General features: G+C 45.9%; 18 protein-coding genes and 1 tRNA gene. 8 read left to right on the forward strand and 11 right to left on the reverse strand.

Annotation, left to right across the window (positions count from 1 at the left end; all coding sequences use genetic code 11):
- Positions 1 to 3: 3 nt before the first annotated feature.
- Both HZF10_RS07115 and HZF10_RS07120 read right to left on the reverse strand, forming a co-directional pair.
- Entirely contained in the window at positions 4 to 198 is a 195-nt protein-coding gene (locus HZF10_RS07115) for a hypothetical protein (RefSeq protein ID WP_176005507.1), read from the reverse strand.
- A 114-nt stretch (positions 199 to 312) separates the two neighbouring features.
- Entirely contained in the window at positions 313 to 687 is a 375-nt protein-coding gene (locus HZF10_RS07120; RefSeq protein WP_176005508.1) for a hypothetical protein, read from the reverse strand.
- A 90-nt stretch (positions 688 to 777) separates the two neighbouring features.
- On the opposite strand from HZF10_RS07120, the gene HZF10_RS07125 reads away from it, so the two are divergent.
- From HZF10_RS07125 to HZF10_RS07135, 3 genes are all read left to right on the forward strand, one after another.
- Complete coding sequence (locus HZF10_RS07125) at positions 778 to 1,578, forward strand: cyclase family protein (RefSeq protein ID WP_176005509.1); 801 nt, start codon at positions 778 to 780, stop codon at positions 1,576 to 1,578.
- Positions 1,579 to 1,603: 25 nt separating this feature from the next.
- The gene (locus HZF10_RS07130) at positions 1,604 to 1,975 is read left to right on the forward strand and encodes an MmcQ/YjbR family DNA-binding protein (protein ID WP_176005510.1); all 372 of its coding nucleotides are present in this window, start codon (positions 1,604 to 1,606) and stop codon (positions 1,973 to 1,975) included.
- Positions 1,976 to 2,086: 111 nt separating this feature from the next.
- The gene (locus HZF10_RS07135; RefSeq protein ID WP_176005511.1) at positions 2,087 to 2,821 is read left to right on the forward strand and encodes a PH domain-containing protein; all 735 of its coding nucleotides are present in this window, start codon (positions 2,087 to 2,089) and stop codon (positions 2,819 to 2,821) included.
- 53 nt (positions 2,822 to 2,874) lie between these two features.
- Here HZF10_RS07135 and HZF10_RS07140 read toward each other — a convergent pair whose 3' ends face one another.
- The 5 genes from HZF10_RS07140 to HZF10_RS07160 form a co-directional block, all read right to left on the reverse strand.
- Positions 2,875 to 3,729, reverse strand: coding sequence for a phosphatase PAP2 family protein (locus tag HZF10_RS07140; RefSeq protein ID WP_176005512.1), 855 nt, complete (start codon positions 3,727 to 3,729; stop codon positions 2,875 to 2,877).
- An 87-nt stretch (positions 3,730 to 3,816) separates the two neighbouring features.
- Positions 3,817 to 4,917, reverse strand: a complete 1,101-nt coding sequence (locus HZF10_RS07145; RefSeq protein WP_176005513.1) for a DUF4407 domain-containing protein — start codon at positions 4,915 to 4,917, stop codon at positions 3,817 to 3,819.
- Between the two features lie 156 nt (positions 4,918 to 5,073).
- Positions 5,074 to 6,744 carry a M56 family metallopeptidase gene (locus HZF10_RS07150; protein ID WP_176005514.1) on the reverse strand — a complete coding sequence of 557 codons (1,671 nt, stop codon included), beginning with the start codon at positions 6,742 to 6,744 and terminating at the stop codon, positions 5,074 to 5,076.
- Positions 6,741 to 7,112 carry a BlaI/MecI/CopY family transcriptional regulator gene (locus tag HZF10_RS07155; RefSeq protein WP_176005515.1) on the reverse strand — a complete coding sequence of 124 codons (372 nt, stop codon included), beginning with the start codon at positions 7,110 to 7,112 and terminating at the stop codon, positions 6,741 to 6,743. The genes HZF10_RS07150 and HZF10_RS07155 overlap by 4 nt, the downstream gene beginning before the upstream one ends.
- A 23-nt stretch (positions 7,113 to 7,135) precedes the next feature.
- Positions 7,136 to 7,600 carry a hypothetical protein gene (locus tag HZF10_RS07160; protein WP_176005516.1) on the reverse strand — a complete coding sequence of 155 codons (465 nt, stop codon included), beginning with the start codon at positions 7,598 to 7,600 and terminating at the stop codon, positions 7,136 to 7,138.
- A gap of 251 nt (positions 7,601 to 7,851) precedes the next feature.
- On the opposite strand from HZF10_RS07160, the gene HZF10_RS07165 reads away from it, so the two are divergent.
- On the forward strand, positions 7,852 to 8,664 hold the full coding sequence (locus HZF10_RS07165; protein ID WP_176005517.1) for a hypothetical protein: 813 nt from the start codon (positions 7,852 to 7,854) through the stop codon (positions 8,662 to 8,664).
- Positions 8,665 to 8,918: 254 nt separating this feature from the next.
- On the opposite strand, the gene HZF10_RS07175 is transcribed toward HZF10_RS07165, so the two are convergent.
- On the reverse strand, positions 8,919 to 10,307 hold the full coding sequence (locus tag HZF10_RS07175) for a dipeptidase (RefSeq protein WP_176005519.1): 1,389 nt from the start codon (positions 10,305 to 10,307) through the stop codon (positions 8,919 to 8,921).
- Positions 10,308 to 10,441: 134 nt separating this feature from the next.
- On the opposite strand from HZF10_RS07175, the gene HZF10_RS07180 reads away from it, so the two are divergent.
- The 4 genes from HZF10_RS07180 (at position 10,442) to HZF10_RS07195 (ending at position 15,084) form a co-directional block, all read left to right on the forward strand.
- Positions 10,442 to 10,523: transfer RNA gene (locus tag HZF10_RS07180), tRNA-Leu, on the forward strand.
- 489 nt (positions 10,524 to 11,012) lie between these two features.
- Entirely contained in the window at positions 11,013 to 12,158 is a 1,146-nt protein-coding gene (locus tag HZF10_RS07185; RefSeq protein ID WP_176005520.1) for a hypothetical protein, read from the forward strand.
- 82 nt (positions 12,159 to 12,240) lie between these two features.
- Positions 12,241 to 14,649, forward strand: a complete 2,409-nt coding sequence (locus HZF10_RS07190) for an FG-GAP-like repeat-containing protein (RefSeq protein ID WP_246282505.1) — start codon at positions 12,241 to 12,243, stop codon at positions 14,647 to 14,649.
- Positions 14,650 to 14,787: 138 nt separating this feature from the next.
- On the forward strand, positions 14,788 to 15,084 hold the full coding sequence (locus tag HZF10_RS07195; protein ID WP_176005521.1) for a hypothetical protein: 297 nt from the start codon (positions 14,788 to 14,790) through the stop codon (positions 15,082 to 15,084).
- A 28-nt stretch (positions 15,085 to 15,112) separates the two neighbouring features.
- On the opposite strand, the gene HZF10_RS07200 is transcribed toward HZF10_RS07195, so the two are convergent.
- The 3 genes from HZF10_RS07200 to HZF10_RS07210 form a co-directional block, all read right to left on the reverse strand.
- On the reverse strand, positions 15,113 to 15,631 hold the full coding sequence (locus tag HZF10_RS07200; protein WP_176005522.1) for a hypothetical protein: 519 nt from the start codon (positions 15,629 to 15,631) through the stop codon (positions 15,113 to 15,115).
- Positions 15,632 to 15,695: 64 nt separating this feature from the next.
- Positions 15,696 to 17,468 (reverse strand): DUF885 domain-containing protein, encoded by a 1,773-nt coding sequence (locus tag HZF10_RS07205; RefSeq protein WP_176005523.1) that lies wholly within the window; start codon positions 17,466 to 17,468, stop codon positions 15,696 to 15,698.
- Between the two features lies 1 nt (position 17,469).
- A complete protein-coding gene (locus HZF10_RS07210; RefSeq protein WP_176005524.1) occupies positions 17,470 to 17,823 on the reverse strand; it encodes a nuclear transport factor 2 family protein in 354 nt (117 codons plus the stop codon).
- Positions 17,824 to 17,848 lie beyond the last annotated feature (25 nt).

Raw genomic sequence — 17,848 nt, forward strand, 5'->3', positions numbered from 1 at the left:
AGATCAATTCTTCGAAAACTCCGCCGCAACCTTCTTCAAAAACAAATTCTTATACTCGGGCGCCTTGAATTTCCAATGCAAAATAAAATGTTCGTTGGTAGAGCGCATGTCGAGTTTTCCAAGCATTTTCTTGCCCAAAACGACAACTTTTCCCAAATAATCCTCTTGCGAACGCGCAATTGTAATCGTAGTTTCCATAATCGTATTTATCGGCTGCAAAGTGAAGCAAATAAACGAAGATGTTTCTTACACGATTTTATGTGAAAGTTATTTGATATTTATATTAAAGTCTGTGTTGGCGCGGGTTTTCGGCTATCGGATGAAGAAAGAACGCCCCGAATTTCCATTGAAAATCAGGTTCAAAGCACCTGCAACCAGACCTCCTTTCAAATCGGTGGCGCCATTCGGATTGAACGAATCGACCCTGACGCCTTGGTAAAAATTGTCGAGATAGGTAACCGAAGTAATTTTTGAACCGGAAGCGCTTAGTTGATCGTAATATCCCATCATATTGTTATAGGATACGAAAGCCGTTTGATTGGCGGCCGATCCTGTCGTAAGCGTATACAAAGAGGAATTGAAAATATTCGTTTTTCCGAAAAAGATCGGCGATCCCGAAACAATCGGCTGCATACTCTGAGCCGACGCGGCGACTGTGAAAAACAAAAAAGCGATACAGGTTTTCATAATCAGCGATTTAGAATAGAAAGATAAGAAAATTCGTCCATGCAAAACCATTTCGATTGTAATATCTTTGGAAATCACAAACAATTCCCAATGATTGCCAACATTACCCATAACGCACAAAATTTCAAAGTCGATCTGTCAAAACCGCTCGATATTTCAATTCCATTGTCGTCGGACGAAAAGAACCCGATCGCGTGGTACATCGAAAAACCCGCGATCGAACCCGTACGATTTGGCGATTGGATCGGAAAAGTGTCCGAAGGCAGATCGTCTACGAACTTCAACAACATTTTCTTCAACCCGCACGGACACGGCACGCATACCGAATGTCTCGGCCACATCACACGTGATTTCTATAGTATCAACGAAAACCTCAAGACGTTTTTCTTTTTGGCCGAAGTCGTTTCCGTAAAGCCCGAAAATGAAGGTGAGGATTTTGTGATCCGCAGAGCGCAAATCGAAAGTGCTTTAGGTGGAAAAACGCCCGAAGCCATCGTCATCCGCACGCTTCCGAACGAATCCGGCAAATTATCGAAGAAGTATTCCGAGACGAATTGGCCGTATCTTTTGGAGGAAGCCGCTTTGTATTTGCGCGAAATCGGCGTCAAGCATTTGCTTATCGATTTACCGAGCGTAGACAAGGAACACGACGAAGGGAAATTGCTTGCGCATAAGGCGTTTTGGAATGTTTCGGATGTGAACGATCTCAATCCCGGCGCACGTCTCGATTGCACGATTACCGAAATGGTTTACGTTGCGGATTCGGTGGAAGACGGAAGATATTTGCTCAATTTGCAGATTGCGTCTTTTGAGAATGATGCGAGTCCGTCGAAACCGGTTTTGTATTTGGTGATTCCGAGCGCAGTCGAGGAATCTCAGCCGAAGCAGTAATTCTTTTAATCTTTAAATCCAAAGAATGAACATCCAGCAATTCTACGAATATTGCCTTTCTAAAAAAGCCGTCGAGGAAACTTTTCCGTTCGATGAGGACACGTTGGTTTTCAAAGTGGGCGGCAAAATGTTCGCACTTTCGTCTTTGCGCGAGTGGGAATCGGGAAATCCTGGCGTGAACCTTAAGTGCGATCCCGATAAATCCGCCGAATTGAGGGCCGAATACAACGACATCAACCCGGGTTACCACATGAGCAAAGTGCATTGGAATACGGTGACTTTAGGCGGAGACGTATCGGATAAACTCGTTAGGGAATTAATCGACCACTCATACGATTTGGTGTTCAAAAGCTTAACTAAAAAAATGCAAAAGGAGATTTTGGAATCGACCGATTAGGTTTACTTTTGTCGAGTCGCCGCGAATTTCACGAATGCCACAAATAATTCGTGCCGATTCGTGAAATTCGTGGCAAAATAATTGTGCTTAGCGGCCCAAACTTAGCCTTAAATGAAAGAACAGATAAAAAATTTCCTAAACGAAGAACAAGACCCGAAAGCGGTCGAGAAAATCACGTCCAAACTCAACGATTTGCTCATGCGAAACGAGGAAGTCGGCTACATTGGCGTCCAGAAAAAACCCGTGACGGTTTTCCCGGACAGCATCGTTTTGACGAACAAGCGCATCATCATGTGCAAGCCGAAAAATCTCGGATTGTCTATGGATTTCACCGATTACGCTTGGGAAGATATCGCAGGAACATTCGTAAAAGAGAATATTTTGGGATCGGAATTTTCGTTTTCGACCAAGACCGACATACAGGTTTCGATCGATTATATCCCGAAAGCCCAGGCACGTAAAATCTATACGTTCGCCAAGGAACAACTCGAATTACTCAAGGAAGGCCCAAATCCGCAATCGGCGCAAACATTCGCTCAACCTGAACCGATCGTCGCTCAACCAGAGCCTGTAATCGAAGTCGAAGAACCCGAAGTCGAAGAAGTCGAAACCGAAGAAGTCACGAATTTCGCCGAATTAATTCCGGCCGCACAACAACTCGTCAACGAAGTGCCTCAAATCGAGCAAGCGCCGGCAGCCGCAAAATCGGGGGAGAAACCGTTAAGCGAACTTTCTAAAGACGAACTTTTTGAAAAATTGCAGAATTACAAGCGTTTGCTCGACAACGGACTCATCCTGCAAGGCGAATACGATAATTTGAAAAAGGAGATTTTGCCGTTTTTGTAAAATCCTAAGTAAAAAATAGCATAAGGATAGGCGAGAGTCTGTCCTTTTTTATTTTAGAAAGTCCCGACCAATCCGATGGTTTGCCTTGAGAAATTCAAATTCCACGAAATCTTCTTTTTGGCGAGATACGGGTCGTAATTGCGTTCGCGGTTCAAATATTTATCGATACTTTCAACGGTTATCACACTTATGATGACACCGACGCCGATATCCGAAGACCAATGTGCGCCTTCCCACATACGCGATACGGGTGTAATCAAACCAAGCGCCCACAATCCGGTTTTTACCCACGGATTTTTGAACTGTTTCGAAATCGCATAAGCCGTCGTAAACGATAAGATGGTGTGCCCCGAAGGGAACGAATGGTAGCCTTCTTCTTTCGAGAACGGTTTGAAACTGGCTGAACCGCGACCTGTTCCCGGCCTTGCGCGTCCTACTGCATTTTTGAGCACCGTTTGTATGAGTCCGCCGGCAGTGGCCGAGGAAATCAACAACACCCCCGTTTTCCTGACTTTTTGGTTGCGTGTCAACAACCCGAAAGCGTAAATCCCGCCCGTGATCCCGTAGTTGTATAGCGGTTTGCCAAAGTAGAACGCCCCTTCTTTCAAAAACCCGGGAGCTTGTTTGCCCTGATCGAGAAAGTATTCGCCCACTTCTTCATCTCCAAGCCATAGCATAGTGGTTGAAGCGCCGAGGCACGCGGCCGTTGTCCATTCGTCTTTTCCCCAATGAGCGGGTTCGGAATACGCATGAAGCACACCTTTATAAACGCTGGCGCCGTCATACTTGAGGTCTGCCCAAATCGATGGGCGCGGTTTCAGGCTGTCGACGGCAACCATAGAACTGTCTTGCGCAAAAACGCTTTGGGCAAACAATGCCACAAGCAGGAATGAGAAAATACGGGCCATGAATGTCTGTTTGAGCCTAAAAATAAAAAATTTCTTAAAACGGGAGTTGCTTCCCGTCTTAAGAAATGCTTTGGATTTATTTTGAGCTTAGAGCGTCTGCTTCTGTTTCTCTACAAATCGCTCCGATTGCGCGTCCATCAAGCCTTTCACGCCCATGCGCTGTTTGTTGAAGATTTCGCGGTCGTCGGCAATGTCGGCGTAGACTTTATCGCTGATGCCATTGGTCGTTTTCACCAAGAGTTCACGCTGGTAAACATCTTGCGTGATCGTCGCTTTGAGCGCTGTTTCCAAATCCTGCAACTTGAAATCGTATTCGCCTTTCGGAGACAACAATTTGGCGATGATTGGCGATGTTTCGATAGCCAGAAACAGCAACATGATGAAGAAAGACGGCAGCCAAGGCAGTTTATCCAACGCATTGATACGCGCCATCAAACCGTCGAAGCCGTCGATTACCGGTTGGGTTTCGGTCACTTTCTTGTCTAAATCGGCTTGAAGCGTTTTGTTTTTGGCTTCGAGTTCGACGATTTTAGCATCGTTCGATTTTTTCAACGTCTCGAATTCCGAACGCGCCAAATCGTGTTTGGCGATTTTTTCCTTATAGACCGGGCCTTTCCCGATTTTCATCGTGCCTTTCGTGCCTTCGGCTTCCGAAATATACGTGGCGTAAAGCGCATTCACTTCTTTTTCCTTGCGGCCTGTTTCGGTTTTAAGGCTGTCGATCTGGGCTTTGTTCTTGTCGATGTCCGACTGGAAATAATTCGAGACTTCCTTTTTGTTGGCAAGCGTCATCGCGTTCTTTTCCTTGAGCAATACCGTATCGATCTCTTTTTCGAAAATCTTGATTTCGAGTGGTTTAGAAATGACGATAGCGATGATTACCGCCAATACGATACGAGGTGTCGCCTGCACGAATTCTGCCGAAAAGCTGTCGCGCTTGCGGATCGTCGAAACGATGAAACGGTCGAGGTTGAATATGAGCAATCCCCAAACGAAACCGAAAAACACGGCTGCGTAAAGATTGTCGAAAACGGTGTAAAGCGCATATGAACCGGCGATGAACGCCATGACGGCCGTAAAGAAAACCGTCGCGCCTATGCCTACGAATTTGGTTTGTTCCCCTTCGGAACAGGTTTCGAGCAGCTTTTTGTCGGCTCCCGAACACACGATAAAAAAGTCTTTCAACATACGTTTGATTTTTTGATTGATGATGCTTACAAATGTAACGCCAAAAATTTGAAGATGTTGTTTTTCAAACGGAATTGGGTGCATTTGTGTTGAGAACAAGATTTTACGCCATAAAAAAATCCGCATGATCGCGGATTCTTTACGGGCTTGATTTTTTCAGTTCTTCGCCTTTAGGCTAACGGGCAAAGTGTAAGATGAAACGACTACATTTCCGTCTTTTTTCGCCGGATTCCATTTCGGCGAAGATTCCAGAACGCGTGTCGCTTCTTGCCCGACTCCGTTTTCACCGTCTTTGAGGATTTTGATGTCGGACAAACTGCCATCGGTTTCAACGAGGAATGACACTACCAATTTCAAATCTTTATTAAGGCCTTGTGGCGTTTTGAATTCTTTCGTGAAGAACTCGATGAACTTCGGCATTCCGCCCGGAAATGAAGCGTTTTCGTCTTGAGAAGCCGCTTCTTTCCATTGATTTAACGTAGGTACGCCAATTTTTCCAGAACCGATCTTGCTGTTGCCGTTTTTGTCGAAATGCCATTCGAGGACTTTCGGATATTGGTTCGCATTTTTGAGCTTGTCAAAACCTTTTTCGGTATAAAGCTGTGTTTGATACGGCTGCGGAAACTGTGCCGAACGCGCATTTTTATACACTTTACTGGTTTGCGTGCTTACAAAATCAGAGGCTTTGTAGTTTTTGAGTTCGCTGTTCTTTACGTGTTTCCCGTCAATCCAAACGGCATATCGTTTTGTATCTGAAAAAGCGCGAAACTGCTTTTCGCTGAGGTTGTTTTGCGCAAGGCTCGGCGGAGGCGGAGGCAACATCGCTTTTTCGGAAGCCGTCAAATCTGAATAACGCTTCTTTTCTGTTTTACCGTCGGAGTCCGAAATGTAAAATACCGTTTGCGCATAATACGGGCTTGGCGCCGCAACCGGTTTTGGAGGCGGAGGAGGCGGAGGCGGAACGTTTTGCGCCACAGATTCCACCGCGAAAAATGTCGTCAGTGCGAAAAATGCGATCGCGATACCGAACGTTTTGGCGATTTTGCTCGGCAAAGGTGTACGTGTTGTCATCATGATCATTCGTTTTTTTGTGATTGAAAAATTGAAACTGCTGGCTAAAGAAAAGGCATTCGATATGTGAGCTTTTGAAAGAAGCAATTCTTGGTACGAAATGCTGTCGTGATGGGCGACAACCGCTTCGTCCGCAAGGAATTCGTGATTGAGTCGAATGGTTTTTTTGTAGAGAACAAGCATTGGGTTGAACCAGAAAACCGTCTTTAGAATTTCGGTGAACAAAATGTCGAACGAGTGTTTCTGTCTCACGTGCGTGATTTCATGAGTCAAAAGTTGGGATTCCAGACCGTTTCTGAAATCGTCGGCATTCACGAAAATATAATTGAGGAACGTATGCGGAAGTGTTTCCGATGCAAGCAATACATACGTGACGCCGTCCCGTTCTTCGGTTTTGTTCTTTCGGATGCTTGAAAATATGCGAAACAGGTTTTTGGCGAAGCGATATCCGAAAATGCACAATCCGATAGCATACATCATCCAAAGACAAATCTGTAAATAATCGGTCGGATTCGGATTTTCCGCAGCGATCATTTGAGAAGCCATCGGAAGCATCGGTAAAATTTGGGGTGCGGCTTGTGCGACGGTTTCGGTTTCGACCTGAATTCTGACGAATGGGATTGCAATCGAAAATACCAGCGCGAACAACAGGTAATATCGGCTGAACGTATGCATTTTGGCGTTCTCGAGCAGCAATTTATAAACGGCGAAAAGCGCGATCTGACAACAAATGGAAGTAATCAGGAAATCGGTCATTGCTGTTTCTTTTTGATTTGCTCGTCGATTATTTTGCGGAGTTCCTTGAGTTCGGTTTCCGAAAGGTCGGTTTCGGTCGTAAAGAAGGAAGCGAATTGGGATGCGGAATTGCCAAAGAAATTTTGGATCAACCCGTTGACGTGTCTCGAAAAGTAATCGTTCTTTTTGACGAGTGCGAAATACTGCCGTGAATTCCCGATTTCCTCATAACCGACGAATTTCTTGTCCGCCATGCGTTTGAGCAGCGTCGCGACGGTTGTGGGCGCGGGTTTCGGATCTGGATAGGCATCGAGCAAATCTTTCATGAACGCTTTTTTGAGCTTCCATAAATATTGCATGAGTTGTTCTTCGGCGTTCGTTAAGTTCATTTTTTACTTTTTATTGTTATTTCTTATTGATAGGTAATCGGACTACATTGGGCGAATTTTTCGCTTGCGGCAATCGGGAATTTGTGGGTTTTCAGAAATTCGGACAAAAGCTGCCTGAAGCGGTTTTCGGTTGTTTCAGAAAGCGGATTTTTGCCGAAATCGAACAAAAAGTAATCGACCGTTCCGTCTTTTTGCATGTAAATGCGGTTGAAGCATCGTGTTTTTGATTCCCATTTGAATTGGTTGTCGTTTAAGTATTTTCCGAAATCCGAGAAAAACTGAACGTATGCTTTTTGCAATCGCTGTTGTTCCTCGTCGGTTTTGAAAACGGCCAATTTAGGATCAGTGTGAACCGCACTTTTGTAAATCTTGTCGAGTTCATGAGACGACACACCTTGATTTTCTGCTTCGCTGAACCGCAGTATTTTGGTTTGGGCGTTTGCGGAAAATCCCAACATAAAAACGAAAAGAAGCAACAGTTTATTCATCTTAAATCATTTCTACAAATATAGATTTATTTCTACAAACGTAGAATAAAAAGTTTTATTGTGCGAATTTTAATTCAGCCGTTGCGATTTCCCGATGTATATTCTTTCATAAACGATGCTTTTTATGAAATATGTACAGAAAATCAAATGTATAATTCGATATTGAGTAACTTTATTATCCCCGAATTTGTTGTTTCCCAAATCTTTTGGCGTGGATATTTAATCCGATTTATAAACACAAATTCACCATCATGAAAACAATCAAAACCATCCTTTCGATGCTGTTATTGGCATTGCCGACATGGCCTGCAATTGCGCAGGAATTCAAGGAACAGTTCGTGACTTCTACCAAGATGCACCGCAATGTGACAGGCGAAAACCTTACGCGGGCCGAGTGGCTTTCACTCGAAAAGGAGTACTTCGACAAGGTCATCAGCAAGAACGAGTTCATCGTAGGCCATCGCGTGCTGATGCATTACTTTACCCCAGACAACACCGAATTCCTGGTGCAAAGCACGTACGACTCGTGGGAAGCCATAGAAAAGGCAAACACGCGCACCGACGACCTTGTCAAGAAAGGCTGGCCAGACGAAAAGGCGCGTAAGACGTTCTTTGAAAAACGATGGAAGTATTATCAACCGCAGCATTCCGACGAGATTTATTCGACGATGGCAGGCGGCCGTATGCCAAAAGCGAAATCAGACAAGCCGCAGATCTTCTACATGCGCGTGAATTATTGGGGAACGCCGAAAGACGGCACGCAAAAGGAATTCGACGAACTCAACAAGCAATTTGTCGAAGCGGTGTTCTACAAAAATGACCTGATCAAAGGCTATATGCCGTTGGTTCATGCGTGGGGAGCCGACAACATGCAATATACCGAGATTTTTGTCGTCGATGCGATGTGCGACCTTGAAAAAGCGATAGACAAAAACGACGAGTTGTTCAAGGCCAAGTGGGATACGGAAGCCAAGCGGAAGGAGTTCGAAACCAAGTTCGATAAGTATTTTGACGGAAGGCATGGCGATTTTATTTTCCAGAGCGTTCCGGAGTTGGCGAAATGAAGTTATGATCAAGACGTGCCAGATAGACGGGATTCGCGTTAGGGATGGAAGCGGCATCCTTTTGGCGGCGAGCGCAGTCGAGGCGCCAAAAGATACAGCAGACAGCCCGGCGGCGGCTTATCGGGACATGTTTACCACAGAATTTTCCAGCCGACGCAACGCCCTAAAAATTAAAACCATTAAGGAAATTAAGACAACACCTTAATTCCCTTAATGGTTCAAATAAAAAATCCGCGGTTAAGCGGATTCTATAATTACTTCGACAGTTCTACAAAATATTTGTAAAACAACGGAATCGTCTCAATGCCTTTCAAATAATTGAAAACCCCGAAATGCTCGTTAGGCGAGTGGATCGCATCCGAATCCAAACCGAATCCCATCATGATCGTCTTGCTTTTGAGTTCTTTCTCAAACAAAGCCACAATCGGGATCGAACCGCCCGAGCGCACCGGGATCGGCTTTACGCCAAAACTTTCGTTATATGCTTTTGCCGCAGCTTGATATCCGATAGAATCGGTAGGCGTCACATAACCTTGTCCGCCGTGATGAGGCGTGACTTTTACTTTTACCGATTTCGGAGCGATGCTTTCGAAATGTTTCGTGAACAATTGCGTGATTTCTTCCCAATCCTGGTTCGGAACAAGTCGCATCGAAATTTTGGCGTACGCTTTGCTCGCAATCACGGTTTTTGCGCCTTCGCCTGTGTAGCCGCCCCAAATTCCGTTGACGTCCAATGTCGGACGGATGGAATTGCGTTCGTTGGTCACATATCCGGCTTCTCCGTAAATATCATCTATGTCAAGCGCTTTCTTGTAGTTTTCGAGCGAGAACGGCGCTTTGGCCATTTCGTCTCTTTCTTCGCGCGACAATTCCTCGACTTTGTCGTAAAACCCGGGAATCGTGATGTGGTTGTTCTCGTCGTGCAACGAAGCGATCATTTTAGCGAGGATGTTGATTGGGTTGGCAACAGCTCCGCCATATAATCCTGAATGCAGATCACGGTTCGGACCTGTAACTTCGACTTCTACATAACTCAAGCCTCGCAAACCGGTCGTGATCGACGGTTGTTGGTTCGAGATCATGCCCGTATCCGAAATCAAGATCACGTCGTTCTTGAGTTTCTCCTGATTCCTTTCGACAAACCAGCCCAAGCTTTTCGACCCGACTTCTTCTTCGCCTTCGATCATGAATTTCACGTTACAAGGCAAGGTATTCGTGCGAACCATATACTCGAGCGCTTTCACGTGCATATACATCTGGCCTTTGTCGTCGCACGCGCCACGCGCGAAAATCGCACCTTCAGGATGGATTTCGGTCTTTTTGATTACGGGTTCGAACGGAGGCGACGTCCACAAATCCATAGGATCCGGTGGCTGTACGTCGTAATGACCGTAAACGAGAACGGTCGGGAGTTCAGGATTGATGATTTTTTCGCCGTAAACGATAGGATATCCGGGCGTGTCGCAGATTTCTACTTTGTCGCATCCGGCTTCTTCAAGGCTTTTCTTGACGGCCTCGCTCATATCGATAACGTCTTGAGAGTAAGCGCTGTCGGCAGAAACCGACGGTATTTTCAATAAATCTATAAGTTCGTTGATGAATCGGTCCTTGTGCTGCTGCACGTAGGGTTTTATGTCGTCCATGAAGGAAATGAGTTGGTTTATCATTCAAAAGTAGGAAAAACAATTAAATCAAATTTTCTTGTAAAATGGTTTGGAAATACAATTCTATGTGTATATTTGCACCCACCAAAGCAGCAGTGATGTTGCGCATCAACGCGGGTGTGGTGAAATTGGTAGACACGCCAGACTTAGGATCTGGTGCCTTACGGTGTGTAGGTTCGAGTCCTATCACCCGCACGAAAGCCTCTCTTTATGGGAGGCTTTTTCTATTTTGGGTGTGTAGGTTCTCCCGAAGCGTCGGGACTATCACCCGCACGAAAGCCTCTCTTTATGGGAGGCTTTTTCTATTTTGGGTGTGTGTGTAGGTTCTCCCGAAGCGTCGGGACTATCACCCGCACGAAAAGCCTCTCAAATCAAGAGGCTTTTTTCATTTATGGTCCATTCGCTTTTTGCGAATTCTCGATGAGAATCATAGTTTGCCGTTTTTGGCTAAATATATTTTCGTTTCGAAATGCTTTTTTCCAACAGGATCGGAAGCCCAGTATTCACTACTTTTTTCGACTTTTCTCTATTGTCGTTTTTTGGAATTTATCGATGAACGAAGCATTTTTTTCGAAGCTTTTCGCAGTCGAATTCTCATGCCGTTTATCGAATTCTAATTTTAACAGGCTGACGGACAGCATGCTGGATATTTTTAAATAAATTTGAGAGTATTCCCCAAAATTTATGAGAAAAATTTACGCTTCCGCAATCGCTGCGTGTATTTGCTTTGTTTTTGCGATTTTGTCCTGTTCCAAATCCGATGACGACGGCTATGTTCCCGTCGAACCGGTTTCGCCCGTAACGGTGGATCTTACCCAAGTGCCGTATCCGAAATTATCCGATTATAAATTCTTTGAAGGCGAGATGAAAAACCAAATCCCGTCGCTGAACGTCTTGCCGTATGCGCCTTCGAGTAATTTGTTCGCCGATTATTCGCACAAGAAGCGCTTCGTTTGGATGCCAACCGGAACGAAAGCCACTTTCGCTGGAGACAATGTTTCGTTGGAATTGCCGGTAGGCGCGGCTCTCATCAAAACTTTTTACTACGACAACGTCCAGAGCGCACCAGTTCCCGGGCAAACCAGGATTATCGAGACACGCGTGATGATCCGTCAGGCCTCAGGCTGGATTTTCGCCGATTACGTTTGGAATGCCGATCAGACCGAAGCTTTGCTCGATCTCGCGGGAAGCGTCACACCTATTTCCTGGACCGATGAAAACGGTGTTTCGCGAAATGTCGATTATCGTATCCCGAACGAAGTACAATGCAAGGTGTGTCACAAATGGCAGGATTCCCAAAACGGCGGCACTGCGATTCAGATTCCGATCGGGATCAAACCACAGAACCTCAATTTCAACTACAATTACGGCAACGAATCGAAAAACCAGCTCACCAAATGGATTGAGGCAGGTTATCTCGATCCGAATTTCACGATGCCGTCTGCCGCCAATTCGACTGTCGATTACAGCGATGCGACCAAACCCGTAGAATTGCGCGTAAGGTCGTATTTCGACGCTAATTGCTCGCATTGCCACATGACCAACCGCCATTGCGATTACAGGCCGATGCGTTTTGCATTCAGTGAAACGACCGGCACGAACGGATTGGCGAATATGGGTGTTTGCGTCGATACACAGGACATGCAAGGATTTCCGACGGAATTGGGAAAAATCATCACACCACGCCATCCGGAACAATCGATGCTGTTTTATAGGGTCAACACGATCAACGAAACGTTCAGGATGCCGCTTCACGGAAGGACGCTGATTCACGACGAAGGCGTCGCGTTGATCCAGGAATGGATAAATTCTCTCGAAAACTGCAATTAATCATACAACTAAATAACTACTCAATATGGATTTGAAAACTACTAAACTAAAAAAACGGCCGCGCTGGTTCAATCTGTTTTTGATGGCCGTCGCGGGATTTGCGTTTCAAATGTCGAATGCACAAAATACATGTGCGACGGCACAGCCCATAACGGCGGGCACTTACACGGTTTCCGCAATCAACGGAACGAACATCACCAGTTCGTGTTCGAATGCCTCAATGGCCGAATGGTATGCATACACGCCGACCGAAAACCACAGTGTCACGTTAACGTCAGATTTGCCACAAAACATCTGTAAAGACACCAATTTCAGCGTGTATACGGGAAATTGTTCGGCATTGAGTTGTTATGTATCCGATGACGATTCGGGTGTGATCCAATGCAACTCGGGTAATTCGAATTCTTATCTGTCGAAAAAAACGTTCGATGCGATGGCTGGCGTTACGTATTATATCGCTTGGGACAACCGATGGAATGCGCTCGGATTCGATTTCCAATTGATCGAAGCGCCGTTCGTTCCAAGCCCGTGTTTCGTGGCGACTCCTGTCACAGCGGGCACTTACACGGTTGGGGCGATCGATGGCGGGAACATCTCCACCTCGTGTTCGACCGCGACCCTTGCCAAGTGGTACCGTTATACGCCGACCCAGGATTACCATCTTACCGTAACATCCGATTTGCCCCAAAACTTATGCAAAGACACGAATTTCAGTGTATATACAGGTTCGTGTTCAGGAATCCTGACCTGCGTTTCGAGCGATGACAACTCGGGAGTTTTGGCCTGTAATTCGGGCAATACGAACTCGAATCTTTCCAAGAAAACCTTCGATGTCGTTGGCGGGACTACCTATTACATCGCTTGGGACAACAGATGGAGCGCAGCAGGATTCGATTTCCAGATCATAGAAGAAGTGATCGTCGTGCCCGTAAATTATACGACTCAAGTCATTGGCACATTGTCTATGGGCGATTACAATAATTGCGTGGTAGATATGAACGGAGACGGGAAAGATGACATCGCCAGCGTGAACAATACGAGTTTGAGAGTGAATTATCAAGGTGCGGGTGGCGCATTCGAAGTGGGCTATTTTACGGTTCCCGGGCCCAGCATGATGCCAAGTTGGAGCATAGCGGCCGGTGATTATAACAAAGACGGTTACAACGATTTGCTTCTCGGAAACGGCAGCGGATTGTCTTTCTGGAGGTCGAACGCGGGCGGGACGGCCTATACGAGCATCACACCGGGACAATATATTTTCTGCCAACGCACGAACTTCATCGACATCAATAACGATGGTAATCTCGATGCCTTTTCATGCCACGACGTCGCTCCCAACTGTTATTACATGAACGACGGCTCGGCAAATATGACGTTCTACCAGTCAAGCGGCGCCAATCTTTTCGGATCGGTCGGCGGGAATTACGCATCTATCTGGACCGATTACGACAACGACGGCGACAGCGATCTTTTCATTTCGAAATGTTCCGGTCCTCCGTGCGAGTTGCACCGCAATAACGGCAACGGCACGTTTACCGACGTAGCCTATGTTTCGGGCATCAATTTCACGCCGGTACAATCATGGTCTTCTTCGATCGGCGATTTCGACAACGACGGCGATATGGATATCCTTGTAGGTTCCAACGGAGGCGTGCCGACGCGACTGTACAGAAACGACCTCGACCTGAATGCAGGTCCCGATATGTTCACGAATATCACGATGGGATCCGGATTCGACAGCAATTTATCCTCGAACCGCGATTATGTGGCCTACGATTTCGACAACGACGGATTTTTGGACATCCTTGGAGGCGGTGGAAAAATCATGTTCAACCAAGGCGACAATTCGTTCCTTCCGACGGCTTATGCGGGAATGACCGTGGGTTCAATCGGCGATTTGAACGGCGACGGGTTTTTGGATATCCTTATCGGAACATCGATAAAATATGCGATCCCGAATGGCAACAATTGGTTTGCGGTCAATCTTCACGGCATCCAAAGCAACAGCAACGGAATCGGCGCACGTGTCGAGATTTACGGTTCTTGGGGCAAACAAATCCGCGACATTCGCAGCGGCGAAGGGTTTGAATACATGAGTACGCTCAATGCGCATTTCGGATTGGGATCGGCGACTACGGTCGACCAGGTGATCATTAGATGGCCTTCGGGTGTTGTGGACACGATCCAAAATCCGACAAGCAACCAACTTTTGAGTGTCGTCGAAGGTTCGTCTCTCGCCACACACGATCCTAATGCCGGTGTGTTCAGCGTGTATCCGAATCCGACGAGCGATGTGCTCACGATAAGCCATAGCAATGCGATACCGTCCGTAACTTCTGTTGAGATTTTCGATCTTGGCGGAAGATTGGTCGCTTCTCCGGCTTTGGTCAACGATAGTGTTTCGGTGAAAAACCTAAGTCAGGGAACTTACATTCTGGTACTTCGCGCCGATGGTGGAAAAGCATTCAGCCAAAAATTCATCAAAAAGTAATTAAGCTTAGTTTTAAATGTAAAGCCCGGAATTTCTCTCCGGGCTTTATTGTTAAAGTGAAAATCGTGCAAAGTGAAATTGTTTTTGTGTAAACGGAGTTGGGATGGCGCATTTACATTTGTCAAAAAAGCAACTACAATGAAAGCGCAAAACTTAATCCTCAAATGCTGCAACTGCAAAATGCCGAACGACAAGGAGTTCAACGAGTTTGTGTTTCAACAACTGGACAATCCAAATGTGGATTACTGCGGAACTTCGGTCTTGCATCCGCAAAAAATGGCTAATGAGAATGCTTTGTTTCTCAATTTCCACTTCAAGCATCCGTTCGAGGTCGATGAGGAAACCGCACTCGAAAAAGTGACTTGGGCATTCTACAGGCGGCAGATCGAAAAAGTAAAATCGGATAATGGGGAAATAGATATTTTCCTGTCCTGATGAAAGCCCGCTGAAGATGCGGGCTTTTCTATTCTTCCATAATCATCGCGGTCGCCGTCGGACATTTGACGGTTTCGCCTGGTTTAGCGCAACTTATTTCGGTGCCGCAAATCCAACCGGTGCGTTTTTCCTGAACGTAAAGGTTGGGGTCGCATCCGTTGCCCGATTCGCAAATGCTGTAAAACATATGGAAATTCTCATCAGAAGAAAACGCGAAATCGTTTCCACGCTTTTTCAGCCATCTCGACACCTTTACATTTCGTTTGAGGTCACTCAACATGACAAAATAATACGACTTTGACTGCTCGCCCATTGTCGTTTTTTCGCGTATTTCGATACGGTCAAAATGTAGTTGAGAACCATTGTGCGAAAGGTTTTTGGTCAAATACGTTTTATAAGCCGTCGTATCCGCATCGAAAATAATGTGTCCGTTTTCGATATGAGCAAACCGTTTGCCGTTCAATATATCCGAAACCGAATTGATTTGTCCGATTGCAGCTATACTTGAAAGTAAAAGGAATAAGTAGGTCAGATACGTTTTTGTCATTGGGTAAAATTGCAAGCGTTTTTCTTACTTTTCGGCTAGTTCAGGGGTTTAATCTGAGACATATTTACTTTTTGCTCTCAATCCAAGCGTCGATTTTCCTCTCAAGCAAAGCCAAAGGCATTACGCCGCTTTCTAAAATCTTCGCATGGAATTCGCGGATGTCGAATTTGTTGCCCAATGCGGTTTGTGCTTTTTTCCGAAGTTCGATGATCTTTAATTGACCAATCTTGTAAGATGTCGCCTGACCCGGAAGCGCCATGTAACGCTCGGTTTCCATTACGATTCCGTCGGCTGGTTCGGCTTCGTTTTCCATTTTGTATTGGATGGCTTGTTCTCTTGTCCAACCTTTCCAATGCAAGCCCGTATCGACCACAAGACGCGTGGCGCGCAACATTTCGCTGCCAAGCATCCCGAAATATTGGTAAGGATCGTTGTAAAGACCTAACTCCTTTCCGAGACTTTCGGTGTACAAAGCCCATCCTTCGCCTTCGGCACCGAACCACGCAAACTTCCTGAAGTCGGGCAGTTCCTTGTTTTCCTGTTGTAGCGAAATCTGGAAATGGTGACCCGGAATGGCTTCATGAAGGAACAAATCTTCATCGGCGTAATAATTGTATTTGCTCACATCGGGAATCGGTACGTAGAAAATCCCGGGACGCGAACCGTCGGCCGCACCTTGGATATATTCGGCAGAAGCGCTTTTCTCACGGAATGCCTCGGTTCTCCTGATTTCGAAAGGCGTCTTGGGCTGAAGCGAGAAGAATTTGTCGACGTTGGGTTTGATGATGTTGTGGATGCGTTCGAAATTCGCGATCACTTCCTCTGGTGTCTTGAACGGTTTAAGTTCTTTTTTCTCTCGCACGTAATTGAAGAATTCCTTGATGTCGCCCTTGAATCCGACTTGTTGTTTGACTTTTTCCATCTCGGCCCGAAGACGCGCCACTTCCTTGAGTCCTAATTCGTGGATTTCGTCTGGCGTCATATTGGTCGTCGTCCATTGCTTGACGTAGATTTTATAGACGTCCTTGCCGAAAGCCAGATCGTTGTATCCGCTCGTGGCACGCGAAGCCGGCAAATATTCGTTCTTAAGGAAATCGATCATTTGCCTGAACTTCGGTTCGAGTTTCTCTGTAATCGTTTTGGAATAGGCGTCGGTCAGGTCTTTTTTGATCGCATCAGAAAAATCGGCAGGCATGTTCTTAATCGTCGTGTAGAACAGGTTGTCTTCGACTTTAGAAGTGATCATATCCTCGAATTGCGGAATGACTTTAATCGTAAGCGATTTGGGTAAAACCACTTTTTGCGCAATCCCTTTTTTCATGTATACCATCGCCGAATCGAGCCAAACGCTGTACTTGTCCATTCTTTTAAGGAAGTCGCGGTAGTCTTTTTCGGTCTTGAAGGGTTGTGCCGATTCGCCACCGGCCAATTGTCCGATGGTAAGATGCGTTCCCGCGAATTGTTGGATAGGCAACAGGTTCGTCGGATATTTCAGTAAATCCAAACCTATAGATGTCTCCCATCCGATGATGTCGTAACTGATTTTTTCCTCGGCCGAAAGGACTGTCGTATCTACAGATTTCAATTCCGATTGGTACTTCTCGAAGAATTTTTTCTGTTCCGCGCGGTACGAATCGGTCATCTCGAAAACGAGTTGGTCGTTGTACTGGCTTTGCCCGTTGAGCGTCGCGTCGATCGGATTGAGTTTGTTCTTGTCGTCGAAATAATTTTTGGTGAGCGTCGAGAAGTCCATGTGTTTTTCTTCAGATTTTTTACAACCGACGAACACCGAACAAATCACGGCGGCGATTGTCACTTTATAGATGAACTTTTTCATGTTATCCGTGGTATACGCGCGATGCGATTATTTTTCCGTTTTCGACTTCGAGCACTTCGGCGACGAGCAAATCTTCTTCATTTTCAAGTTCACGGACATATTCCATAAACACTTGGCGATCATTTGCGGTCAGCGAAGTGATTTTATAAAACAACGTCGGAAGTCGGTCAAAAGCATCCTGCCACCATTCGCGCATGGCTGCTTTTCCGGTAACCAAACCATTGGTTTCGGGCTTCCTGATTTTGAGCTTCGGGCTGTAATGTTCGGCATTGTCGTGATAAAGCAACAGAAGCCTTTCAAGGTCTTTCGCGTTGAAGGCGTCCATCCATTCAACGGCTATGTATTCTACGGACATAAAAAATTAATTTGCCTAAAAATAC

Source organism: Flavobacterium agri, from assembly GCF_013401995.1.
Taxonomy (GTDB): Bacteria; Bacteroidota; Bacteroidia; order Flavobacteriales; family Flavobacteriaceae; genus Flavobacterium; species Flavobacterium agri.